This is a genomic window from Mycobacterium sp. AZCC_0083, assembly GCF_014202335.1.
Classification (GTDB): Bacteria; Actinomycetota; Actinomycetes; order Mycobacteriales; family Mycobacteriaceae; genus Mycobacterium.
The window spans coordinates 193,668-216,207 of the sequence record NZ_JACHGP010000013.1; the positions used below are offsets into that span (position 1 = coordinate 193,668).

The 22,540-nt window shown below is 67.0% G+C and carries 22 protein-coding genes and 1 pseudogene; 16 read left to right on the forward strand and 7 right to left on the reverse strand.

Annotation, left to right across the window (positions count from 1 at the left end; all coding sequences use genetic code 11):
• The first annotated feature begins 64 nt into the window (after positions 1 to 64).
• Positions 65 to 1,609: an FAD-dependent monooxygenase gene (locus HNP02_RS29460; protein WP_309241734.1), complete on the forward strand. Its 1,545-nt coding sequence runs from the start codon at positions 65 to 67 to the stop codon at positions 1,607 to 1,609.
• Here HNP02_RS29460 and HNP02_RS29465 read toward each other — a convergent pair.
• The gene (locus HNP02_RS29465; protein WP_184444165.1) at positions 1,590 to 1,949 is read right to left on the reverse strand and encodes a VOC family protein; all 360 of its coding nucleotides are present in this window, start codon (positions 1,947 to 1,949) and stop codon (positions 1,590 to 1,592) included. The genes HNP02_RS29460 and HNP02_RS29465 overlap by 20 nt on opposite strands.
• A gap of 100 nt (positions 1,950 to 2,049) precedes the next feature.
• Here HNP02_RS29465 and HNP02_RS29470 point away from each other — a divergent pair, with 100 nt between their 5' ends.
• The 3 genes from HNP02_RS29470 (at position 2,050) to HNP02_RS29480 (ending at position 3,997) form a co-directional block, all read left to right on the forward strand.
• Positions 2,050 to 2,763 (forward strand): DUF899 family protein, encoded by a 714-nt coding sequence (locus HNP02_RS29470; RefSeq protein ID WP_184444166.1) that lies wholly within the window; start codon positions 2,050 to 2,052, stop codon positions 2,761 to 2,763.
• Positions 2,760 to 3,236, forward strand: a complete 477-nt coding sequence (locus tag HNP02_RS29475; RefSeq protein ID WP_184444167.1) for an SRPBCC family protein — start codon at positions 2,760 to 2,762, stop codon at positions 3,234 to 3,236. Before HNP02_RS29470 ends, HNP02_RS29475 begins: the two co-directional genes overlap by 4 nt.
• A gap of 176 nt (positions 3,237 to 3,412) precedes the next feature.
• On the forward strand, positions 3,413 to 3,997 hold the full coding sequence (locus HNP02_RS29480; RefSeq protein WP_184444168.1) for a hypothetical protein: 585 nt from the start codon (positions 3,413 to 3,415) through the stop codon (positions 3,995 to 3,997).
• Between the two features lie 105 nt (positions 3,998 to 4,102).
• On the opposite strand, the gene HNP02_RS29485 is transcribed toward HNP02_RS29480, so the two are convergent.
• Positions 4,103 to 4,972, reverse strand: a complete 870-nt coding sequence (locus tag HNP02_RS29485; RefSeq protein ID WP_184444169.1) for a MaoC family dehydratase — start codon at positions 4,970 to 4,972, stop codon at positions 4,103 to 4,105.
• 132 nt (positions 4,973 to 5,104) lie between these two features.
• On the opposite strand from HNP02_RS29485, the gene HNP02_RS29490 reads away from it, so the two are divergent.
• On the forward strand, positions 5,105 to 7,126 hold the full coding sequence (locus HNP02_RS29490; protein ID WP_184444170.1) for an SDR family oxidoreductase: 2,022 nt from the start codon (positions 5,105 to 5,107) through the stop codon (positions 7,124 to 7,126).
• A 66-nt stretch (positions 7,127 to 7,192) separates the two neighbouring features.
• Positions 7,193 to 8,227, forward strand: a complete 1,035-nt coding sequence (locus tag HNP02_RS29495) for a nucleoside hydrolase (RefSeq protein WP_184444227.1) — start codon at positions 7,193 to 7,195, stop codon at positions 8,225 to 8,227.
• Here HNP02_RS29495 and HNP02_RS29500 read toward each other — a convergent pair.
• Positions 8,221 to 8,883 carry a helix-turn-helix domain-containing protein gene (locus tag HNP02_RS29500; RefSeq protein WP_184444171.1) on the reverse strand — a complete coding sequence of 221 codons (663 nt, stop codon included), beginning with the start codon at positions 8,881 to 8,883 and terminating at the stop codon, positions 8,221 to 8,223. The two genes, HNP02_RS29495 and HNP02_RS29500, sit on opposite strands and share 7 nt — an antisense overlap.
• A 113-nt stretch (positions 8,884 to 8,996) precedes the next feature.
• Here HNP02_RS29500 and HNP02_RS29505 point away from each other — a divergent pair, with 113 nt between their 5' ends.
• Positions 8,997 to 9,455 (forward strand): DUF6632 domain-containing protein, encoded by a 459-nt coding sequence (locus HNP02_RS29505; RefSeq protein WP_184444172.1) that lies wholly within the window; start codon positions 8,997 to 8,999, stop codon positions 9,453 to 9,455.
• A 216-nt stretch (positions 9,456 to 9,671) separates the two neighbouring features.
• On the opposite strand, the gene HNP02_RS29510 is transcribed toward HNP02_RS29505, so the two are convergent.
• Genes HNP02_RS29510 through HNP02_RS29525 form a run of 4 tightly spaced genes read right to left on the reverse strand, consistent with a single transcriptional unit; the run spans position 9,672 to position 12,899 of the window.
• Complete coding sequence (locus tag HNP02_RS29510) at positions 9,672 to 10,094, reverse strand: organic hydroperoxide resistance protein (RefSeq protein ID WP_184444173.1); 423 nt, start codon at positions 10,092 to 10,094, stop codon at positions 9,672 to 9,674.
• Complete coding sequence (locus HNP02_RS29515) at positions 10,091 to 10,537, reverse strand: MarR family winged helix-turn-helix transcriptional regulator (protein WP_184444174.1); 447 nt, start codon at positions 10,535 to 10,537, stop codon at positions 10,091 to 10,093. The genes HNP02_RS29510 and HNP02_RS29515 overlap by 4 nt, the downstream gene beginning before the upstream one ends.
• 39 nt (positions 10,538 to 10,576) lie before the next feature.
• On the reverse strand, positions 10,577 to 12,151 hold the full coding sequence (locus HNP02_RS29520; RefSeq protein ID WP_184444228.1) for a DNA polymerase Y family protein: 1,575 nt from the start codon (positions 12,149 to 12,151) through the stop codon (positions 10,577 to 10,579).
• Positions 12,152 to 12,191: 40 nt separating this feature from the next.
• The gene (locus HNP02_RS29525; RefSeq protein WP_184444175.1) at positions 12,192 to 12,899 is read right to left on the reverse strand and encodes a hypothetical protein; all 708 of its coding nucleotides are present in this window, start codon (positions 12,897 to 12,899) and stop codon (positions 12,192 to 12,194) included.
• Between the two features lie 327 nt (positions 12,900 to 13,226).
• Here HNP02_RS29525 and HNP02_RS29530 point away from each other — a divergent pair, with 327 nt between their 5' ends.
• The 9 genes and pseudogenes from HNP02_RS29530 (at position 13,227) to HNP02_RS29565 (ending at position 22,539) form a co-directional block, all read left to right on the forward strand.
• The gene (locus HNP02_RS29530) at positions 13,227 to 13,484 is read left to right on the forward strand and encodes a hypothetical protein (RefSeq protein ID WP_184444176.1); all 258 of its coding nucleotides are present in this window, start codon (positions 13,227 to 13,229) and stop codon (positions 13,482 to 13,484) included.
• Positions 13,485 to 13,685: 201 nt separating this feature from the next.
• On the forward strand, positions 13,686 to 15,236 hold the full coding sequence (locus HNP02_RS29535) for a S8 family serine peptidase (protein ID WP_184444229.1): 1,551 nt from the start codon (positions 13,686 to 13,688) through the stop codon (positions 15,234 to 15,236).
• Positions 15,233 to 16,462 (forward strand): zinc ribbon domain-containing protein, encoded by a 1,230-nt coding sequence (locus tag HNP02_RS43030; protein ID WP_255507079.1) that lies wholly within the window; start codon positions 15,233 to 15,235, stop codon positions 16,460 to 16,462. Before HNP02_RS29535 ends, HNP02_RS43030 begins: the two co-directional genes overlap by 4 nt.
• Positions 16,459 to 17,178: a hypothetical protein gene (locus HNP02_RS43035; RefSeq protein WP_255507081.1), complete on the forward strand. Its 720-nt coding sequence runs from the start codon at positions 16,459 to 16,461 to the stop codon at positions 17,176 to 17,178. Before HNP02_RS43030 ends, HNP02_RS43035 begins: the two co-directional genes overlap by 4 nt.
• Positions 17,179 to 17,289: 111 nt before the next feature.
• A complete protein-coding gene (locus HNP02_RS29545; RefSeq protein WP_184444177.1) occupies positions 17,290 to 18,330 on the forward strand; it encodes an alpha/beta hydrolase in 1,041 nt (346 codons plus the stop codon).
• Positions 18,327 to 19,191: pseudogene (locus HNP02_RS29550) on the forward strand (SDR family NAD(P)-dependent oxidoreductase). The gene HNP02_RS29545 and the pseudogene HNP02_RS29550 overlap by 4 nt, the downstream one beginning before the upstream one ends.
• Before the next feature lie 9 nt (positions 19,192 to 19,200).
• Entirely contained in the window at positions 19,201 to 20,121 is a 921-nt protein-coding gene (locus HNP02_RS29555; protein ID WP_184444178.1) for a ferritin-like domain-containing protein, read from the forward strand.
• 2 nt (positions 20,122 to 20,123) lie between these two features.
• On the forward strand, positions 20,124 to 21,647 hold the full coding sequence (locus HNP02_RS29560; protein ID WP_184444179.1) for an NAD(P)/FAD-dependent oxidoreductase: 1,524 nt from the start codon (positions 20,124 to 20,126) through the stop codon (positions 21,645 to 21,647).
• Position 21,648: 1 nt separating this feature from the next.
• Positions 21,649 to 22,539, forward strand: a complete 891-nt coding sequence (locus tag HNP02_RS29565) for a MerR family transcriptional regulator (protein ID WP_184444180.1) — start codon at positions 21,649 to 21,651, stop codon at positions 22,537 to 22,539.
• Position 22,540: the final 1 nt, after the last annotated feature.

Consider the following 22,540-nt stretch of genomic DNA (forward strand, 5'->3'; position numbering starts at 1 on the left):
CAAGACCCCGGTCGTGCCGCATACTCGCTGGCCAAGCCTTCAACCTGCAGAAATGGGAGTGCGAGTGACGGAAACCGACGTGATCATCGTGGGCGCCGCCCCGACCGGACTGATGCTGGCCGGCGAGCTCCGCCGGCTGGGCACGAGGGTTCTGGTCCTGGAGCGGCTGCTGGAGCCTCGCCCCGTGCCGAAGGCCGGCGGCGTCGGCGGGCAACTCCTGCGATTCCTGGACTACCGCGGCCTCACCGAGCGATTCGAGGCGGCCAGCGGCAAGCCCCGTCCGACTCCCCGGTTCCCGTTCGGCGGTCTGCACGTCGATCTCACGCAGCTCACCGACAACCCGATGGAGGCGCTGCTCCTCCCCCAGCCGGATCTCGAGCGCCTGCTCGAGGTGATCGCCGTCGAACTCGGCGCCGAGATCCGCCGTGGGCACGAGCTGGCCGGGCTGACCCAGGACGACGACTCGGTGACCGCGGACGTGCGTGGGCCCGAAGGGCCGTATCGGGTGACCGCGAGATACCTGGTTGGCTGCGACGGCGTGGGCAGCCCCGTTCGCTCCATGGCCGGGATCGCGTTTCCCGGCGTCACCTACCCGGAGGTCAACCGCCTCGGTCACTTCGCCATGCCCGATTCGGTGACGCTGCGCGACGACGGCGACTACGAGATCCCTGGCATCGGCCACGTTAGCGCGGGCTACACGCAAACGGACCGCGGTGTATTCGCGATCAGCTCCTACACACCAGACGATCTGGGTCTCTACACCAACGAGGAGGAGGAACGTTCGTACAACGATGCCGAGCCGATGACCGTAGCCGAGTTCCAAGAGAGCATCCGCCGTGTCCTCGGGGCCGACATTCCGCTGGTCGAACCGACTCGGCTGACGCGCTTCACCTACGGCGCGCGACAGGTCGACCGATACCGGGCAGGCCGAGTCCTGGTGGCAGGTGATGCGGCACACCAGTTTCCGTCTGGCGGCGTGGCACTCACCTCGGGGATGCTCGACACCGTCAACCTGGCGTGGAAGCTGGCCGCCGAGATCGACGGCTGGGCCCCGCCGGGCCTGCTCGACACCTATCATGACGAACGTCACCTCGCCGGGGCACGCACGTTGCTGCACACCCAAGCTCAGGTGGCGCTGCGGCGCGGGCTCGACGCGGCCGCCGATGCGCTTCGGCAGATCGTGTCAGAACTGTTCCTCGACGAGCAGGCGCAGCGCCGTGTTGGCGAAATGATCGCGGGCGCCGACATCCGCTACCCGATGCCCGGCTCGGACCGTCACGGACTGGTCGGTACCTTCGCCCCCGATCTGGCCCTGCGCACCGACCGGGGCACGACGAGCGTCGCGGAACTCATCCGTGCCGCGCGGCCCATCCTCCTCGTCCTCGCCGATCGCCAGGACGTCCGCGAGGCCGTTCGCGGCTGGGAGGACCGCGTCGACGTCCACACCGCCGAAACCGACGATCGACCGGCCGACGCCCTCCTGATCCGCCCGGACGCCCACATCGCTTGGGCCGCAACGATCGACGAACCCGCCGACACCGCCGCACTCACGCTCCGAGAGGCGCTGTCCTACTGGTTCGGGGCTCCCGTCAGTCGTCCACGTGGCTGACGATGTTCACGACGTTTCCGTCGGGCGCACGGACGAAGAACCTGCGCACGCCCCAGGGTTCCGTCGTCAGCGGATGGACGATCTCGAGGCCACGCCGCTGCGCGTCCTCGTACGCCGCCTCCACCTGATCGCCGACGTGAACGGAGATCACGGAGTCGACGGGCGAGGTGGCATCCCGAGTGACCAACTGGACGATCGCGCGGCCGTCTGGCGACTGGAGGTTGGCCACCCAGCCAAGGTTGAATCCTTCAACGGTGAGGCCGAGAAAGTCCACGTAGAAATCGCGGGCTTCGGCTAGATCGCCCACCGACAGGTTGGCCGTGATGTTGGTCGGTCGCATGGCGTCATTCTCGCGCCGATACCGAACGGGATTGCCGCTTCGATGATTTTCGCGCGCCTACGGAGTCAAATCAGGCAGGGATCTACATCGAGAGGAAGACATGACTCAGCAGGATTCAACAACCACCGCCACCGCCATGCCCCCCGTGGTCGATCAGGACACGTGGCGCACGGCTCTCGAGGAGCTGCGGCGCCGGGAAAAGGCCGCCACCAAGGAGCTGGATGCGATCGCCGCACAGCGCCGCAGGCTGCCGATGGTCGAGATGCCCGATTACACGTTGATCGGCGCGGACGGGCCCGTCCGGCTGGTCGACCTGTTCGAGGGCCGCTCGCAACTCATCGTCTACAACCACATGTGGTCCGACGGGGCCGAGTGGCAGTGCGGTGGCTGCACGAGCCTCACGTCGCAGTGGGACCGCCTGGACTTCCTCGACCCCTACGACGCCCGCTTCGTCGTGGTCACCAACGGACCGATCGACGAAGCGCTGGCGTACCGCAACAAGGTCGGCAACAAGATGACCTGGTACTCGTCATCGGACAGCTCGTTCGCCGCCGATGTCGACGCACCTCCCGGCGGAGGCTTCGGCGCCAACGTCTTCCTGCGCGACGGGGACACCGTGTACCGCACCTGGCACACCAACGGACGCGGTTGCGAGCAGCTCACCCTGACGTTCGCGTTGGTCGACGCGTTGCCGTGGGGCCGCCAGGAGGAATGGCAGGACTCGCCCGAGGGCTGGCCGTCGAGGCCGACGTACTCCGGCTGGCTCGACTCCCCCGACATCGCGCGGTTCTACGGACCGGGATCCGACGCATGACCGCGGCGACCGACGAGCGCTATGTCGTCACCCGCACCATCGCCGCCACCCCTGCCGAGATCTTCGCCGTCCTTGCCGACCCGACCCGCCACAAGGACACCGAACCCGGCGACTGGGTCCGCGACGCCGTGGACCCCGACCCGGTCACGGCATCCGGCCAAATGTTCGCAGTGAACATGTATCTGGAGCAGGCCGGTGGGCACTACGTGATGCACAACGTGGTGACCGAGTTCGACGAGGATCGGACCATCGGCTGGCTTCCTGGACAATTGGACGAATCGGGCAAGCACAGTCCCGGCGGCTGGACGTGGCGCTACGACCTCACCCCCAATGGCGCGGGTACCGACGTCACGCTCACCTACGACTGGAGTGGAACGGTGCAGGAGTTCCGCGACACCGTCGGGGTGCCGGTGTTCGGCGACGACTTCATCGCTGCGTCGCTGGCGACGCTGGAGCGCACCGTCTCCCAGTAGTGTCTGCCGACTGGCAGCGGATGACAGCTGGCATTGGTTTCATCCTCCAACATCACAAGACGACTACCCGACGTAGCGGCCGGTGGTCGGACTGTTCCCAGCGACCGTGAAGCCGCTTGCCAGCCACCGCGTGTTCGATTGAGAAGAACCGCGGTCAAGTGAAAGGGTGCACTCCTGTGTCCACGACCCTCGACGCCCCCTCGGCAGCAGATTCGTCCCGGAGCAGCACACGTCCCGCAGTCTTCGGCCGACGCTGGCTGCGGGGCGCCGCGGTGGTGCGCATCCTGTTCGGAGTGCTCTGGGCCTGCGACGCGAGTTTCAAATGGCTGCCCGGTTTCATCCACGGGCAGACCCTGCACGACGAGCTCGGCAAGGTCTCTCAGGTCAACACGCCCGTCATTCACCAGTGGCTGGCGCTGACGAACATGGTCGGCATGGCCAATCCGCCCGTCTTCGCGGTGGTGATCGCGATCATCGAAACGCTCGCGGCCCTCGCCATCATCTTCGGGGTGCTGTCGAACGCCGCGTTCGTCGGCTCGGCGATCCTCTCGTTCAGCATCTGGTCGGGTGTCGAGGCTTTCCACTTGCCCTTCCATTCCGGGATGACAGATCTCGGGCCTTCGGTCGGCTACATCTTCGCGTCACTCGCCCTGTTCTTCGCGGCGGCCGGCTCCACCTGGAGCGTCGACAGCTGGCTGCGCCCGCATCTCGGAGCATTCGCCTGGCTGGCAGCGCCCGCCGTCGAGGCTCGCGGCGCCTGATCGATCGGGGACGGATCGATCGACGCGTCAACAGGATGACGCCGGTGCGACGGACGGGGACTGTGCACCGAGATCCTGGTGCGGGCTGCCGAACAGACCTGGTAGTCAGTCGACGTACTCCACGGTGCCGTCGTCGAGCACCACTCGGGCGTTCGAGCCGTCGGCCTCCGCCGCCTCGGTGCGGAACACCGCGTGGCCGGGCTCGGTCTTCCAGACCGACGTGGTCAGCGTCTCGCCGGGGAACACCGGTGAGGTGAAGCGCGCGCCGACGGCCCTGATCTTCGTGGCGTCGCCGCCACCGAGTTCGGCGACGAGCACGCGGCCCGCGACGCCATAGGTGCACAGCCCGTGCAGGATTGGCTTGGGGAACCCGGCAAGGTTCTGCGCGAACCACGGGTCGCTGTGCAGCGGGTTGCGGTCGCCGGACAACCGGTAGATCAGCGGCTGATCCTCGGTGGTGGGCAGCGCCACCTTGGCGTCGGCTTCGCGGTCGGGGAACACCGGAGCGACGGGCCGCTCGCCCGGCTGGCCGCCGAAGCCGCCCTCGCCGCGGATCACCGCGGTGGACACCGACTCGGCGACCACCTCGCCGGTGTCGGGGTCGGTGCCGATGCCCTTGAACACCAGGATGGCGTTCTTGCCCGCGCCCTTGTCCTGGATGTCGACGACCTCGGAGTGCACGTTCAATTTGCCGGACGGCGGCAGCGGCGCATGCAGTCGAATCTGCTGCGAACCGTGCAGCAACATGCCGAAGTTGAACGTGCCGACCTCACCGACCGCACCCCATGCGGGGCAGGCGATGACGGCGTAGGTGGGCAGCACCTGCTGCTCGATGTCGTGGCTGTTCTCGGTGGTGAAGGCCAGATCCTTGGTGCCTGCGCCAACGCCCAACGCGTACAGCAGGGTGTCGCGTTCGGTCCATGCGAAGGGTTCCGGTGCGGTCTTGGCACCGATGGCGTCCGGGTTGATCGGCATTCGTCTCTCCCTAGAAGTCTGAGGTGGCTGTGACGGACGATAGCCGCCGCCGCGGGCCGGCACGAGGGCACGTCCCCTCGATCAAGTCACACCGTGTTGACCTTTGCCCGACAAGGGGTGACCATGGCTCGCATGCGCTATGTCGTTACCGGCGGTACCGGGTTTATTGGTCGCCGCGTCGTGTCCCGAATTCTGACCCGCGGCGATGACCCCGCAGTGTGGGTGCTGGTGCGCCGGGAGTCCCTCGCGCGGTTCGAGCGCCTCGCCAAAGAATGGGGCGACCGAGTGAAGCCGCTGGTCGGCGACCTGACCCAGCCCGACCTGGGGATCACCGACGAGTCGTGCGCCGAGCTCGGCGACGTCGACCACGTGGTGCACTGCGCCGCGATCTACGACATCACCGTCGACGAGGACACCCAGCGCGCCGCGAACGTCGACGGCACGCGTGCGGTGATCGACCTCGCCAAACGGCTCGACGCGACGTTGCACCACGTGTCGTCGATCGCGGTCGCGGGCAGCTTCCCCGGCGAGTACACCGAGGACGACTTCGACGTCGCGCAGGACCTCCCGACCCCGTATCACCAGACCAAGTTCGAGGCCGAGATGCTGGTGCGCTCGGCGCCCGGCCTGCGGATGCGGATCTACCGGCCCGCCGTGGTCGTCGGCGACTCACGCACCGGCGAGATGGACAAGGTCGATGGCCCGTACTACTTCTTCGGCTTGCTCGCGAAGCTGGCACACCTGCCGAAGTTCACCCCGATCGTGCTGCCCGACACCGGCCGCACCAACCTCGTCCCCGTCGACTTCGTCGTCGATGCACTCACCGAGCTGATGCACGTCGATGGGTGGGACGGCAAGACCTTCCACCTGACCGCGCCGAAGACCATCGGCCTGCGCGGCATCTACCGCGGAGTGGCCAAGGAGGCCGGGCTGCCGACGCTGCGTGGGTCGCTTCCTGGCTCGGTGGCCGCCCCGTTCCTGAAGGCCACCGGTCGGGCGAAGATCGTGCGCAACATGACGGCCACCCAGCTCGGCATCCCAGGGGAGATTCTCGACGTCGTCGACCTGGCTCCCACCTTCACCTCGGACAACACCGTAGAGGCGTTGCAGGGCAAGGGAATCAGTGTTCCCGAGTTCCGCACCTATGCGCCGAAGCTGTGGCGGTACTGGGCCGAACACCTCGACGTCGACCGTGCGCGTCGCGACGACCCGAAGGGTCCGCTGGTCGGGCGCCACGTCATCATCACCGGTGCGTCGAGCGGCATCGGACGTGCGTCGGCGGTCGCGGTCGCGGAGCGCGGGGCGACGGTGTTCGCGCTCGCACGCAGCGCCGAGGCGCTCGACGACCTGGTAGCCGAGATCCGCGAATTCGGTGGTTCCGCTTACGCATTCACGTGCGACGTCACCGACTCGGCGTCGGTGGAGCACACCGTCAAGGACATTCTCGGCAGGTTCGGGCACGTCGACTACCTGGTCAACAACGCCGGTCGGTCGATCCGCCGGTCGGTTTCCGCGTCCACCGACCGGTTGCACGACTACGAACGCGTGATGGCCGTCAACTACTTCGGTTCGGTGCGCATGGTTCTCGCGCTGCTGCCGCACTGGCGGGAGCGCCGGTTCGGTCACGTGGTGAACGTGTCCAGCGCTGGCGTGCAGGCGATCAGCCCGAAGTACAGCGCCTACATCCCGAGCAAGGCGGCACTCGACGCGTTCGCCGATGTGGTCGGCACCGAGACGCTTTCGGACCACATCACGTTCACCAGCATCCACATGCCGTTGGTCAAGACGCCGATGATCGCGCCGTCACGACGGCTGAACCCGATGCCGCCGATCACCGCTGAGCACGCCGCGGCGATGGTGGTGCGCGGTCTGGTGGAGAAACCCGCGCGGATCGACACCCCTGCCGGCACGCTGGCCGACATCGGCACCTACTTCACCCCGAAGCTGACCCGTCGTGTGCTGCACCAGCTCTACCTCGGGTATCCCGACTCGGCAGCTGCCCGCGGTGTCCTGCCTGCCGGCGAGCCGGAGACCACCGAGGCGGATCGCCCTGCCCGGCGACCCAAGCGGCCTGCACGTAGTGCCGTCTCGAAGATGCGGATGCCGGGTCCCATCATGCGGGCCGTGCGCCTGGTGCCCGGTGTGCACTGGTAAGTGAGCGGCCTTATCGTTGGCGGCGTGACAGGGGCGGCCTTGCCGGGTGATGGCTCTTCGACTCGGCTGCCGGTCTTCGCGGATGTCGATACCGGCGTCGACGACGCCATGGCGCTGGCCTATCTGCTGGCCAGCCCCGACGCCGAATTGGTTGGCATCGCCTCGACCGGAGGAAACGTGCCGGTCAAGCAGGTCTGCGTCAACAACCTTGGACTGCTCGACCTGTGTCACGCGTCCGGGATTCCGGTGTCCAAGGGAGCCGACCAGCCGCTGATCGAGCCGCTGCGCACCGCCGAGGACACCCACGGTCCCGAAGGGCTCGGCTATGCCCAGCTGCCTGCCAGCGATGGGCGACTCACCGACTACGACTCCGCCCATGCCTGGGTGCGCGCGGCCCGCGAGCATCCTGGCGAGCTGATCGGGTTGGCCACCGGTCCGCTGACCAACCTGGCGCTGGCAACGCGGATCGAGCCCGCCCTGCCCAGGCTGCTGCGGCGGCTGGTGATCATGGGCGGCGCGTTCGACTATCGCGGCAACACCACGCCGGTGGCCGAGTGGAACATCAGCGTCGACCCCGAGTCGGCAGCGGAGGTGTTCACCGTCTGGGGTGCGGCGTGGGGCCTGGACATGCCGACACATCTGCCGATCGTGTTGGGGCTGAACGTCACCGAGAACATCGCGATGACACCGTCGATACTGAGCAGGCTGTCCGGCGCCGCCGACTCGGCCACCACGCCGATGAGCGTGCTCGACGATCGCGGCACCCGCTCGGCGGCGACCAACCCGCTGATCCGGGTACTCGAGGATGCGATGCGGTTCTACTTCGAGTTCCACTTCGACCAGGGCGAGGGGTTTCTCGCGCATCTGCACGACCCGCTCGCCGCCGCGGTGGCGCTGGATCCCGATCTGGTTCGCTACCGGCAGGCCACCATCGACGTCGAGCTGGCAGGCACCCTGACCCGTGGCATGACCGTGGCCGACTGGAACGGACATTGGGGCCGACATCCCAACGCGCACATCGGCGTCGAGGTGGATCCGGACGCGTTCTTCGACCGGTTCATCGCCCGGGTGGGCACCTTTGCGCGGGAACTCGATCACTGAGTGGCGGGCGCCGGCAATGGGACGAGCCGGAGAAAGCGCGCAATGACGGCAGTTTCGCCGCCGACCGACGCCTCGCCGGCGCGCACCGCGTCGTCGAGGGAACGCCCTCCGTAGAGCAACGCAGCCAGCGTCGATCGATCGGTGTCCAGCGTCGCGCTCGGGTGTTCGGCCTCGCCGCGCGACACATGCAGCTTGCCGTCGGCGACCTCGACGATGAATCGGTTATCGTTGAGTGACAACATAATCGTCGCGCTGAACCCTTGCGCTGCTTGGGGATTGAACAGCGCCCGCAGCGATAGGACGAGGGAGTCGACGCTGCTATCGGCCGCCGGATTCAGCGACGCCGAGCGGCTGCCCCACTGGCCGAGCAGTGTAACCACCGGTTCGAGATCGGCGCCCCACTCTGTGAGCTCGTAGACGTCAGAGCCGGCAGGCGGTGGCAGTGTCCTTCGACGTACGACGCCTGATTCCGCCAACTCGCGCAGTCGCTGGGCCAGGACGTCCGCGCTGGCCCCTGGCATGCCTGCGCGCAGGTCGGTGAACCGCTTCGGGCCGAGCAGCAGTTCCCGCACGATCAACAGCGCCCATCGCTCGCCGATCAGGTCGAGCGAGTGCGCGACCGCGCAGCCCTCGTCGTACCTACGTTTTCCCACCATCGGCATGAGCCTACCAGCGCAATTGGTCAATCCATCTATCTAGTTGGTTTTTCCTACTAAATAGTCGTACAGTTCAACTATCAATGTTACTGATATCGAAAGGGCCACTGCCAATGACTACGGACTCGCCGAGGAAGCTCGCGGCACTCAGCATCTTCCTGCGCATCTACGGCATTTTGACGCTGATCATCTTCAGCCTGCTCTTCGTGGGATTCATCGTTCAGACGCCCCTGCTAGCCGAACACGGCGGCGTACTGAATTGGACGATCTGGAACGATGTCCGGTTTGGCAACGAGCATGCCCACGTCCCACCCATGCTGTTGCTCATCTACGTCGTCTGGGGCGTGTTCCTGCTCCGTGCAGCGAGCAATCCATCGGCCTATTCGTCGTTCCTCGCCTTCACGATGTGGGCGAACCTCGCGCACGGCCTACTCATGGCCGCGCAGGTCTTCACCGACGTCGATCGGTACTGGAGCAAATTCCTCACCGATATCCCGTTCGTGTTGATCCTTTCGCTCGGGATCTACCTGTGGCGCCCCCGCACGAAGGCGGACGAGCTTGCGCGGTCGTGACCACTCTCATCCGGAAGCTCGTCAGACCACCGGGTTCGGGTCCAGTCGGTCATTGAGATCGGGCTCGGTTGTGCGCTTACCTCCATGCCTCCAAGGTAGGAGCGTTACCGGACAGCCCCTGTCCCCTGATGGTCGTGCCGAAACTGCGGGGAGATCGCGGATTTGGCTGAGGTCGCGATCTCCCCGCAGTGTCGGGAGCTCATTGGTTTCGGGGGCTCAGTCGTCGCTGACGACGAGCTTGACGTCGATGTTGCCGCGGGTGGCGTTGGAGTAGGGGCACACCTGGTGCGCCTTCTCCGTCAGCTCCACTGCTGTGTCATGGTCGAGGTTGGGTAGCGTGACCTCGAGTTCGACCGCAAGGCCGAAGCCGCCATTGTCGAGCTGACCGATCGAAACACGTGCGCCCACAGCGGAATCCGTGACGTCGGCCTTCGCCTGGCCGGCCACCAGCCGCAGGGCGGAGTGGAAACAGGCGGCGTAGCCGACGGCGAACAGCTGCTCGGGGTTGGTGCCGTTGCCGCTGCCACCCATCTCCTTCGGAATCGCCAAGTCGAGGTCCAGCCTGCCGTCGGAGCTGCGGCCATGGCCGTCACGTCCTTCGCCAGTGGCCAATGCCTCAGCGGTGTAGAGGGTCTTCATGCGGATTCCTTTCGGTTGGATGCGTTGAGCGCATCGGTGAGATGACGGACCGCATCGCGCAGATCCGCGGCTTCTTGTTCGGTCATTCCGGTCGCGCTACCTAGCTCTTCCGGGATGCACTGGGCGCGGTCTTCGAGCCGCCTGCCTGCCGGGGTGAGCGTCACGTCGACCAGCCGCTCGTCGTCCCGCGATCGCTCGCGTCGCACGAATCCGTTGCCCTCCAAGCGCTTCAGCAACGGCGAGAGGGTGCCCGAGTCGAGCTGCAACCGCTCTCCGAGCCGTCCGACGGTAACCCGCTCTTCTTCCCACAGCACCAGCATCACCAGGTACTGCGGATAGGTGAGGTTCATCTCGGTCAGCACTGGCCGGTACGCCGCCGTCATCGCCCGCGACGCCGAGTACAGGGCGAAGCAGAGCTGCTGATCGACGGGCATCGTGGCCATGCCGGAACTATAGCGCACAATTCAATTGTGCACAACTAACTATTCGTACACACCCTCCAGATACCACCTCCGCTGCCGGTAACACAGCAGCAGAGCGCAACCGGCGGTGTCGCCGTCACCGTCGAGCAGCACCTGCACCCGGGCCGTCCGTCCTGCCTTGGCCTGCGTGGGGACTTGCCCGGAGTCCCACCACCTTTCGTCGACCGGCCACGGGCCTGCCCACCAACTCAGCCTGCCCGTCCGGCTGCCGGCAGGTTTGAGCGCTGGGGCCGTCAGGCGCGCCGGATCGGCGGAGAAGAGGCCACGACCGGTCACCCGGACGGGGTTGCCGTCGGCGTCGAACAACTCGACGGGATCGTCGAGCAGCACCGTCGGTGACGGCTCGGGCAGCTGCCCTGGCCAGGGTTGCCCTGGATCGGCTCGCGGCACCGCCTCGTCGCCCAGTGGGGTGAAGGTGATCCGTTCGGCAGGACCGCGACCGCCGCTGAGCACCGGCACCTGCACTGCCTCCTGTCCGAGCAGCCCCTGGACCCGCACCAGGGCCCGCCGGGCACGCAACCGGTCGTCGTCACCGGAGGAACCCCACAACGGCAACTGCAGCGCGGCAGCCGACACCACCTCCACCGGATCGAGTCTCAACACCGTGATCGGTGCGGTGGGCCGATCCTCTCGGCGACGGTTCAGCCAGCCGTCGAGTTGCCAGCGCACCCGATCGGCGGTGGCATCCTCGGTCAACGGCTCGGCGCACCGCCAGACCCGTTGCAGTTCTTCACCGTTGGCGGTGACGGCATGGATGGCCAGCCGGGTGCACCCGACCCCCGTCGCCTCCAGCCTGCGATGCAGCTCACCGGCCAGCGAGCGCCCCGCGAACGCGGCGGCGTCCACCCGGTCCACCGGCGGATCGCAATTCATCACGACGCCGAGATCCGCAGGCGACTCCTGGCCCGATGGGCCGCGGGTTGACTCGCCACGGGCGAACCGGTGGGCGGTGACCGCGTCGGCGCCGAACCGGGACGCCACGTCGGTGCGCAACAACGCGGCGAACTGGCCAATGCTCCGGATGCCCATGCGCCACAACAGGTCCGCCAGATCCTCCCGACCGCGTTCGGCCAGGCTCGGCTCGGTGGCCAGCTGCCGGATCGACAGCGTGGACAGGAACTGCGCGTCCCGCCCTGGTTCGACGATGCGTCCGGCACGGGCGGCGAAGACGGCGGTGGGCAACTGATCGGCGATGCCGACCTGACACTCCGCCCCTGCCGCGGCCACCGCGTCGACGAGTCGCTCCGAGGCGGACTGCTCGGACCCGAAGTAGCGGGCCGCCCCACGCACCGACAGGACCAACAGGCCCGGCCGCAATACCTCCGCGCGGGGCACGACCTCGTCCACCGCGGCCGTCACGCCTTCGAAGTGACGGGCGTCGCGGGCCGGATCGGCGGCCACCACGTGCAATTGCGGACACCGGGCCTGGGCCTCCCTGCGGCGCAACCCTCGCTTCACACCCGCCGCACGCGCGGACGCCGAGCAGGCCACCACGCGGTTGGCCAGGGTCACCGCCACGGGCTCGGTCGCGGGCAGGCCGGCCGCCGCCGCAGCGGCCACTGCAGGCCAGTCCATGCACCAGATGGCCAGCACCCTGGCGGCAGCGGGTGGCACGTTATCCGCCCACCGTGCGGACGGGACCGACGAACCGGCCCCCCGCCCTGGTGGCCAGCCGCACCCGGCTGATCCGCCCGCAGCCCGGGATGGGCGCACCACCGCCCGCGCCCGTTACCTCGTACCCGCTGACCCTGGCCTCCAGCCGGGCCGACGCCCCTGGCCAGTCGCCCCCGGTGACAAGCAGGGTGCACCCCTTCTGCCGTGCCCTGGCCGTCACCGCCCGCGCCCTGGTCGGCGGCACCGACCGACCGCCAAGCCCGAGCACCACCAGATCCAGTCCGTCCATCAACACCGCGGCCACCTCGACCGGATCGCCCCCTGGATCGGGGATGACCGCGAGCCTGCTCAGGTCGGCACCCATCTCGACGGCCGCAAGCAGACCCACCTCGGGGTGGCCGACGATCGCCGCGTGCCCACCAGCCGCCGTCACCGCCGCCACCATGCCCAGTAACAGCGACCGGGCGCCCGACAGCACGGCCACCGAACCCCTTGGCAACGACGCGGGCAGCAGATCCGCCATCGAATCCGGAAGCGGCAGCAAAGTTTCCGAGTCGGGCAACGGGGTGTTCGACGGCATGGCCCCGCGCCGGGTCGACGCGGCCGTACCGGACCCCTTCCCGGACATCATCGCCATCTTGCGGCGCAGGTGTTCTACCTGCTCAGCACGGCTTTCCCCACTCCGGTCCAGGCTCACAGCCGCGGTCACAGCAGCACCTCCCGCACCATCCGGCCCAGCAGTTATTTCGAACGTTTGTTCGATATGACGAGTAAACACTCGCCCTCCGACACCGTCAAGCGGATCCGGTCCCGCCCCGGGAGTTTCTGACGGACTCGTGACTCTGCTAGGGAACGACTGTGCGTCCGTCTGACCAGTACGTTAGAGTTTCAGCCATCGGAACCCACTTCGGGATGGGGCCGGTGTATGAGCCGTGGGCGCGCATCAGCCCGATGCAGGCCACGGACCGTACGGAATCGCTGCGCGATTCGCCGAAGACCATGTGTTCGCTTACTCGGGGATAGTAAAGGACTCAAAATGAGGTCAAATCGTCTGGCTCGTCGCATTGCGGCGGCCGTGGGCGGTACTGCAATCGTCGCGATGGTCGGGCTGACCGCCGCGTGCGGTGGCGGGGAGAAGGCTCCCGAAACGTCGACCACAACGACCACCACCACACCGTCGTCATCGGCAACGGTGTCGCCGACCGAGAAGTCGATCAACCCCACCGGCGGCAATCTGTTCACGCCTCCGGTCAAGGCGCCAGCCGCGCCGACGGCCATTCCTGGCGACAACTGACATCGCGCGGTCTCGGGAGTCAACGCTTCTCATCTCCTTGGAATTGCCAAGGCGGCAATTCCTTCGAGGATGACTCCCGAGACCATGCGACACCGTTCCACGCAAATGGTTCGAACGCCGTCGCACAACGTGACAGCACTTCCCGGTCGCCACACCAGACCAGGGCACTGGTTCCTGATCCTGGTTGCGGCGGCCGTGCTGATGCTTGCCTCGGATCTGCGACTCCCCACGGGAGCTGGAACGGCCGCTGAGATCGGCGGCCCGTTCGCGTTGTTGCTTGCTGCGTCGACCGATCTCGGTCCCGCGCGCGGCAACCACGTCCAACTCACCGCCACCCTGCACGACCCAACCAGCCCGGATGCGCTGATCGGCTGGGCGGGCGAACACGGTCTCTCCGTGCGCTGGCAACCCGGTGATGACTGGGCGATCCTCGAGGGTAGACCCGAAAGTGTCTCGCGTGCACTGGAAGTCGAGGTTCACGACTACCGGGGTCAACGCGGGCAGGAGTTCTACGCCTCACCCCAGCAGCCCGAGGTGCCACCGCCGTTGCGCACCGAGGTCACCGAACTCGGCCGAATCCTCAGCTACACACCACATCACGAGTCGCGGCCGCACATCCTGCCGTTGGACGTACCCGACCGCGGATTGACCCCCGCCGCGTTGCTCACCACCTACAACGCGGCCGGACTCGCACGAAACGGCTTCACCGGCAAGGGCACCACGATCGTCGTCTTCGCGTTCAACGGCTACGCCCAGTCCGACCTCGACACGTTCGCGACGACGTTCGGGCTGCCCAAGTTCACGCCGACCGTCGTCGGCGATACGTTGCCCGAGCCGTACGGCGAAACCACGATGGATCTCGAAGTCGCACATGCGATTGCGCCCGATGCCAAGAAGGTCGTCGTCAACGCCCGTCCAACGGTGCAGGGCGACGGCGGCTACGTGAAGATCGGTCAGATGCTCGAGGACACCGAGCGGCAGTTTCCTGGCGCGATATGGAGCTTCTCGATCGGCTGGGGCTGCGACAAGCTGGCCACCGCCGCGGACCTGGCACCGGTGCGGTCCGCCCTTGCCAACGCACATTCGCACGGCACCACGGCGTTCGACGCCAGCGGCGACCTCGCCGGCCTGGAGTGCAAGGGCGGAGACGACTGGGACTCCCCACCAGGGCAGTCCGACATCGGACTGGATTCCGTTGCCTCAGTTCCCGAGATGACCAGCGTGGGCGGCACCACCCTGTCCACCGACAACAGCGGCGTGTGGCTTGCCGAGCAGGCCTGGTTCGACGTTCCGCTGTCCCAGGGCACCGGCGGCGGGCTCTCATCGCTGTTCGATCTGCCGCCGTGGCAACGCGGGGCCTCGACTCAGGTTGTGCCCGAACGCAATACGGGTAAGCGGATGACGCCTGACATCTCCGCCGTTGCCGACCCCTTCACCGGGGTGAAGATCGTGCTCAACGGCGACACCGTGGTCGGCGGCGGCACCTCGCAGTCGGCCCCCATCATGGCGGGCCTTGCCGCGGTGATGACGCAGTTCCTCAAGGCCAACGGCGGCAGGGAGATCGGCGACATCAATCCCCTGCTGTACCGCATGGCCCAGGGCGCCATGCTTCCCGGCTTCCGCGACGTGACCCTCGGCGGAAACGCAGTCGACACCGCCGGGCCGGGCTTCGACCTGGTCAGCGGACTCGGCACCCCCGACGTCGAGAACCTTGCCCGCAATCTGCTCGTCCTGCAGAGGATCAACCAATGAGCACAGAGTCTGAAACCGACGGCCCCGCACCCGGCACTGTGGAGTGTGCGGTGTGCCGAACCGACGTCCCCGCAGGCGAGTATTGCGGCCTGTGCGGGGACCACCTGACCGAGCACCGCGACAAGGGGGCGAAGTGGCTGCGGGTCCGGGCCTACAGCGCATCACCCGGTGAGCACCTGCTGAGACCGAACATCGTCAGTACGCTCTTCCCCCACTTGGCGCCCAGCTCGCGGCTGCCGTTCCTGACGGGCCTGGGGCTGATCTTCGCCGCCCTGATCGCCACCACCATGCTGCGCCTACCCGCCGCACTGATCACCGTTGCCGCGCTCGGACTGCCCCTGCTGTTCCTCATCTATCTGCAGGAGTCCGACGTCTATCGCGACGTGCCGACCTCGACCCTGGTGGTGACGGCCGGGCTCGGCATCGGCCTCGGCGTCGGATGGGTACTCCTGACCGGCGCGATGGTGGCCCAGGCCTACGACGTCGGATTGGGCATGGGCATCGCCGGATCCCGGATCCTTCGCGACGGGCTTGGGGTGCCGATCGGCGGCTTGCTGCTCATGCTCGTCCCGGCTCTGTTGGTGCGGCTGGTGCGGCCGGGACCGCGAGAATCCTTGGACGGCTTCGCCATCGGAGCATTGGGTGCCCTGATGTTCACCGCCGCCGCGCAGATGACCCGGCTGGCGCCCCAGTTCGCGGGCGGCATGGTCGCGCGAGCAAGGCCGATGGAGGGTCTGTTCGTCGAGGCAGGCATTCGTGGCGTCGCCGTGCCGTTGACCGCGGCCGCGGTGGGTGGCCTCATCGGCACCGCCCTGTGGTTCACCCGCCCGCCGAACAAGAAACACCAGCACCGCAACTACGTTCGCGTCGCCCTGACTCTCTTCGCCCTTGCAGTGATGGCGATGTACGCCGGGCTGGGTCTCGTCGACGTCGCGCGGTTCCCCCAAAGCCTGCAGCTCGCACTGCATCTCGTGGTGACGGCCGTGGCAGTGCTCGCGTTGCGCGTCGGACTGCACCTTGCGCTGCTGCACGAGGCGCACGACGAGATCCTGTCCGATGAACCACTGCTGTGTCCGCACTGCGGTCACGTCGTGCCCGACATGGCCTTCTGCGTAGCCTGCGGCGCGGCAACGCGAGCATCGTCACGATCGTCTCGGCAGGCGCGACGTGACACCCGGCCCGTTCGGACCGATGCCGGACCGGCGCCAGCGGAAGAACCGCAGTGACGACGATCGCTCCCGGCTACTCCACGCACGCCGGAACCTACACCGTCCCAATCCAACCGAAGACCACGCATCGACGGCTGCTGATCGTCTGGGTGGGCGCCATCGCCCTCGTCGCCGCGGGCCTCGTCGCCATGTCGGGTGCCATGGAGAAACCGTCGGCGCGGTACATGTGCCCACCCCAATGCGGGCGGCCGCCGATCGGTGAGCCCGTCACCATCAACCCCAGGTTCACCTCGCCCGACGGGGCGTTCTCGGTCGCCTATCCCGCCGAAGGTGCGGCCTACAAGATCACCAAGAACCCCAATGGCGTGACGGCCGATCTGCTCGCAGGCGACGGCGGCACCATGCGGCTCTTCAGTGAGCCCGCTGCAGGCCGTTCCCCCAAGGACATCGCCACCGCGCTGGTCAACAAGACCTTCCCCGACACCAAGACCGCCTACCAAATTCCCAACACGATGGTCGGCTACCGTCCAGGTTTTGGCATGGTCGCCGACTGCTGGCCGCAAGGCTCGACGGCGAGTTACTCGCGCATGCGGGTGATCGTGATGGTCGCGGTGAAGGACGACCTCGCCCTCGTCGCAGGCGCAGTGGGCCCGTACCACGCATTCGGCCCCGACTTCGGCTCGGGCAAGCCGTCGGCGGCCAACCTGCAGATCGCCCTGGACATGGGCAAATACGTCAATAGCTTCAGCTGGCGCGGCGACCCACTGCGCTAACAACGCCCCTTTCGGCACCGTGATCGGAACCTCACATCTCTGACTGTTGACATTGACAAATGTCACCAATTGCTGTTGTACTCAGCGGACGCTTCGATGAGGAGGTCTGCGATGCCTGCCCGAACGGCTCTGACCGGCACGGATGTACCGGAGTTGATCTCCCGTCGCTTCGCTCGCCCCGGGCGCGGCTCGATCCGAGCCCGCGGCGCGGCCGCGGTGAGCAGCCTGACCCTGCGTCAGCTCAGCGCGGTACTGCCCCCAGAGCGCGCGTGGGGACTGTGGGCGTCGCGCCAGATCGTCGCCAGAGTGATGGACACCTTCGGCCCCTCGCTGTCGGGTACAAGCGTCGAGCACGTCGACGTGCGCCTGGCCGACGGCCGACGAGTGGTCGGAGAATGGGTACGCGGTGCCGGCGTCGAGCCTGGCGGTGACAGCGCCATCTACTTCCTGCACGGCAGCGGGTACGCCCTGTGCTCGCCACGGACCCACCGCCGACTGACGGCTTGGCTGTCCCGCCTCACCGGGCTGCCCGTGTTCTCCGTCGACTACCGACTGGCTCCCCGGTACCGATTCCCCACTGCCGCCGACGACGTCCGCGCGGGCTGGGACTGGCTGTGCACAGAGCAGAAGCTGGCACCGGACCGGATCTTCATCGCCGGCGATTCCGCCGGCGGACACCTCGCCGTCGACCTGCTGTTGCAACCCGACGTCGCGCATCCCGCCGGTGTGGCGTTGTTCTCCCCGCTGGTGGACCTGACCTTCGGACTCGCTCGTGCCAGGGAGCAGCTGCGCCGCGATCCGGCGATCCGTGCGGTCGATGCTGCGAAGCTGATCGGGTTGTACTGCGCGGGAACCGATGTCACGCACCCCCGACTCACCCTCGACGTGGTCGGCGGGCGCAGGCTGCCACCAATGTTGATCCAGGCGGGCGGTGGCGAGATGCTGGTGGCCGATGCCCGCAGGCTCGCCAAGGACGTCACCGCGGCCGGTGGCGACTGCGAGCTGCAGGTCTGGCCCGACCAGGTGCACGTCTTCCAGGCGTTGCCACGGCTCACCCCCGAGGCCAAACCCGCCATGCGGCAGGTGGCGGCGTTCGTGGCGAAGTCGTTGCGGGCGAGCGCAATCCACGCAATGACGGAAGAAGCATCGTGAACCTCTTCGGATCCTCGCCCAAGCGCAGCCGCGAGGCCGACGCGGTCATCACCGGAGTGGGTAGCGGCATCGGCGCGGCGTTCGCCATCGAACTGGCCAAGCGCAGCGGCAGGGTCGTGTGCAGCGATGTCGACGAAGTCACCGCTCAAGCCACGGCGGACGCCATCACCGATGGCGGGGGCGATGCGACGGCCATGCGCTGCGACGTGTCCTCGATCGACGACGTCACGCAACTGGCCAAGCACGCGCAGTCATGGTTCGGCGGACCTCCGAGTCTGGTGATCAACAACGCCGGGGTCGGCGCAGGCGGCACGCCCATCGGCGAGGCCGACCTCGACGACTGGAACTGGGTGCTTGGCATCAACCTTTGGGGCCCGATCCACGGCTGCCATGTGTTCGCACCGATCCTCCGCGAGGCAGGCCGACCAGCCGGGATCATCAACGTCGCCTCGGCCGCGGCCTTCGGCGCTGCACCCGGCATGGCCGCCTACAACGTCAGCAAGGCAGGGGTGCTCTCCCTATCCGAGACGCTGGCCGCCGAACTGTCGGGCACCGGAATCAACGTCACCGTCCTGTGCCCGACGTTCGTCAAGACCAACATCGTCGCGTCGGGCCGCATCAGCGACGAGTCGACCCAGCTGGCCGACCGGCTCATGCGCTGGATCGGCTTCGGCGATCGCAGGCGTCCCAACGCAATTCTCGCCTGAGCGGGTGGCCCGAATGTGCCTGGATACCCACGACCGCGGCGGCCTCTACTGCATGCCGCAACCCGACGCCAGGATCGGTTGGGGCATCAAACGTTTCACCCCGACGCTGTACACCCGCGCCGTCGGTCTGACCACCCGCGTGACGACACCTTAGGAGATCGGAGTGGCAATCGACATGGATGCGATGCTGGAGAAGATCAAGGACCGCCAGTGGGCACTGGCCGACATCGACTGGGACGCACCGGGAGCCGAGACGATCAGCGACGAGTTCCGGCCGAAGCTCAAGGCGTTCATGGCCGATCTGTGCTGGATCGAGAACGTCGGCGCCCGCGGGTTCGCCGCGCTGGCCAAGAAGGCACCAACCCCGACGCTGGCGGAGATCTACCGTTACTTCCACGCCGAGGAGCAGCGGCACGCCAACGCCGAACTCGCCCTGATGAAGCGCTGGGGCATGCTCGAGGACGGCGAGATGCCCGAACCGAACATCAACATCCGGCTGGCCATCCAGTGGCTGGACAAGTATTCCGACGACATGTCGCTGTCGATCCTTGGCACCGTCATCCCGATGCTCGAGGTCGCACTCGACGGAGCACTGCTGAAGTTCCTACTCGAAGAGGTGCACGACCCGGTCTGCCACCAGGTGTTCGAGAAGATCAACAACGACGAATCACGCCACATCGCAGTCGACTTCGACGTCCTCAACATGATCGGCAACGCCACCGCCCGCCGACTCGCAATCCAGTTCGTCGGCAACGTCGCCTCGCCTGGCGTCATCATCGGCGCGTTGATGTACGCGCCGCTGCTCAACCGGATGCGCAACAACATCGTCGAGATGGGCCTCGGGCCCGAGCGGCTCTACACCGCCATGAAGCGGTTCAAGCAACTCGGCGAACGCGCCGAGTTCACCAGGCGTGTACCGACGTATCAGATCCTGAAGTTGCACGCGCGGATGGTCGTCAACCCGAACAACCCCTACCACTACCTGGCCAACTCGATGGTCTGGCTGTCCGACCGCTACCCGAGCCCGCTGCTCAGCCCGATTCCGAGCTGGTTCAAGGAACTCACCCACGAGCCGGCGGCCTGACCATGCCCAACACCGCCAACTCGAAACACGTCTACGACACCCTGATCGTCGGTACCGGGTTCACCGGCATCGGCACCGCCATCAAACTGACCCAGTCGGGTGTCGACGACTTCGTCATGCTGGAGCGTCACGAGCGCGTCGGCGGCACCTGGCGGGACAACACCTATCCCGGTGCGGCGTGCGACATCCCGTCACTGTTGTACTCGTTCTCCTTCGTGGCGAACCCGACCTGGTCACGTGCCTACTCCCCCGCCGACGAGATTCGCACGCACATCGAGGACATGGTCGACCGCTTCGACCTTCGCCGCAGAATCCAGTTCGGCACCGAGGTCAACGGGTTGTCGTTCAACGAGGACGACGGCACCTGGACGGTCTCCACCACGCCGTCCAAAAAAGGCCGCAAGCAGGTATTCCGCGCCCGCACCGTCGTATTGGCCTCCGGCCCGCTGCCCGATCACGAGTGGCCGGACGTCCGCGGCATCGACACCTACGAGGGCAAGAAGATTCACAGCGCCAACTGGGACCACGACTACGACTTCACCGGAAAGCGGATAGCGGTCATCGGCACCGGCGCCAGCGCCGTGCAGATCGTGCCCGAGTTGGTCAAGCAGGCCGCGTTCGTCAAGGTCTTCCAGCGCACGCCCGGCTGGGTGATTCCACGATTGGACATCGCCACCCCTGCGCCCGCGCAGGCATTGTTCGCGAAGGTGCCTGCCGCACAACGACTTGCCAGGCAGGCGTTGTTCTGGGGCCACGAGGCCAGCGCGACCGCGCTGGTATGGGATTCACCGCTCACCTCGCTCGTCGCGCGGCTCGGGAAGGCCCACCTGCGCAGGCAGGTCAAGGACCCGTGGCTGCGCAGGCAGCTGACCCCGGACTTCACGCCCGGCTGCAAGCGGATGCTGGTGTCCAGCGATTACTACCCGGCCCTGCAGCGCGACAACTGCAAGCTCATCGACTGGCCGATCGCGACCATGAGCCCCGTGGGGATCCGTACCAGCGATGGCGTCGAGCACCACCTGGACGCGATCGTGTTCGCCACCGGGTACGACGTACATCTGACCGGGCCTCCGTATGCGGTCACGGGACTCGGCGGGCGGTCGTTGACCGACGAGTGGGTGCGCGGCGCACAGGCCTACAAGAGCATCAACGCCAGCGGCTACCCCAACCTGTTCTTCATGACCGGACCCAACTCCGGGCCTGGGCACAATTCGCTGCTGGTCTTCGTGGAGGGACAGATCGACTACGCCGTGTCCGGCATCACCACGATCTTGAAGAACGACCTGCGGTATCTCGACGTGCGGGCCGACGTTCAGCGCAGCCACAACGAGCAGCTGCAGAAACGGCTGACGAAGACCACCTGGATGAGCGGCTGCAGCAGCTGGTACCTGACCGCCGACGGATTCAACGCGTCGACGTACCCCGGGTTCGCCACCCAGTATCTTCGACAGATGCGCGACTTCAGGTTCAGCGACTATGTCGCAGTGGCAAGGGGCGCACGAATCCCCATCACCTCGTCGGCCTGACATGGCCGCCAAGCAGCCGCGACAGCAGGCGGGCGCGATATCGGCGATCCTCAAGCAGATTCGGCGGAGTTCGCGTGACGTCGTCGAGTCGGCGGTGTCGCAGTTGTTCGACGCCGCCGTGCAGCCGCACGGCGTCGAGGCGTCCGGCGAGTACCGGATCGAGGAGCTGGCGCGGCTCGCAGGCACCACCATCCGCAACATCCGGGTGTACCGCGACCGCGGGCTGCTGCACCCGCCGCTGCGGGTGGGTCGCATCGCGCTGTTCAACGACACTCATCTGACCCGGCTGCGGTTGGTCACCTCGCTGCTCGACCGCGGGTACAACATCGCCCACGTGCACGAGATGCTGTCCGCCTGGGAGCAGGGCAAGGACATTGGCGACATGCTCGGCCTCGAGTCCGCGATCGCGGGCAGTTGGGCGACCGAGCGACCCGAGCGAATGTCGGTCGACGAGGCCAGACGGTTGATCGACGACGATGGCGCGTTCAAGCGACTCACCGGCAACGGCGTGATCAAGCTCGACGGCGACGGTGAGAACGCAACGGTGGTGCGGCCCAAGCTGATCGAGGCCTTCAACGAGATCCGGCAGTACGGAATCAGCATCGACAAGCTGGTCGACATTCACGAACAGATCCTGCCGCTCACCGACCAGATCAGCGGGATCCTGGTGAGTGCGGGCGTCGATCACGTGGCTCACCGGATCAATCCTGGCGCGTCACTGCCGCCGGACACCGAAGTGGCCGAGCTGATCACGATGCTGGTGCGGTTCCGCACTCAGGCCGTCGCGGCGGTCAGCGCGACCCTGGCGTTCTCGATCGAATCGACCATCGAATCCGTGGTCAGCAAGATGCTGTCCGAGTTCATCGAGAAGGACCCCGCCGAAGAAGCCTGAT

Coding starts and splice junctions, on each gene's coding strand:
- HNP02_RS29465 (WP_184444165.1), bottom strand. CDS start 1,949: ATGCGACCGACCAACATCACGGCCAACCTGTCGGTGGGCGATCTAGCC.
- HNP02_RS29470 (WP_184444166.1), top strand. CDS start 2,050: ATGACTCAGCAGGATTCAACAACCACCGCCACCGCCATGCCCCCCGTG.
- HNP02_RS29475 (WP_184444167.1), top strand. CDS start 2,760: ATGACCGCGGCGACCGACGAGCGCTATGTCGTCACCCGCACCATCGCC.
- HNP02_RS29485 (WP_184444169.1), bottom strand. CDS start 4,972: ATGCCGATCAACCCGGACGCCATCGGTGCCAAGACCGCACCGGAACCC.
- HNP02_RS29490 (WP_184444170.1), top strand. CDS start 5,105: ATGCGCTATGTCGTTACCGGCGGTACCGGGTTTATTGGTCGCCGCGTC.
- HNP02_RS29500 (WP_184444171.1), bottom strand. CDS start 8,883: ATGGTGGGAAAACGTAGGTACGACGAGGGCTGCGCGGTCGCGCACTCG.
- HNP02_RS29505 (WP_184444172.1), top strand. CDS start 8,997: ATGACTACGGACTCGCCGAGGAAGCTCGCGGCACTCAGCATCTTCCTG.
- HNP02_RS29510 (WP_184444173.1), bottom strand. CDS start 10,094: ATGAAGACCCTCTACACCGCTGAGGCATTGGCCACTGGCGAAGGACGT.
- HNP02_RS29515 (WP_184444174.1), bottom strand. CDS start 10,537: ATGGCCACGATGCCCGTCGATCAGCAGCTCTGCTTCGCCCTGTACTCG.
- HNP02_RS29520 (WP_184444228.1), bottom strand. CDS start 12,151: ATGGACTGGCCTGCAGTGGCCGCTGCGGCGGCGGCCGGCCTGCCCGCG.
- HNP02_RS29530 (WP_184444176.1), top strand. CDS start 13,227: ATGAGGTCAAATCGTCTGGCTCGTCGCATTGCGGCGGCCGTGGGCGGT.
- HNP02_RS29535 (WP_184444229.1), top strand. CDS start 13,686: ATGCTTGCCTCGGATCTGCGACTCCCCACGGGAGCTGGAACGGCCGCT.
- HNP02_RS43030 (WP_255507079.1), top strand. CDS start 15,233: ATGAGCACAGAGTCTGAAACCGACGGCCCCGCACCCGGCACTGTGGAG.
- HNP02_RS29545 (WP_184444177.1), top strand. CDS start 17,290: ATGCCTGCCCGAACGGCTCTGACCGGCACGGATGTACCGGAGTTGATC.
- HNP02_RS29560 (WP_184444179.1), top strand. CDS start 20,124: ATGCCCAACACCGCCAACTCGAAACACGTCTACGACACCCTGATCGTC.
- HNP02_RS29565 (WP_184444180.1), top strand. CDS start 21,649: ATGGCCGCCAAGCAGCCGCGACAGCAGGCGGGCGCGATATCGGCGATC.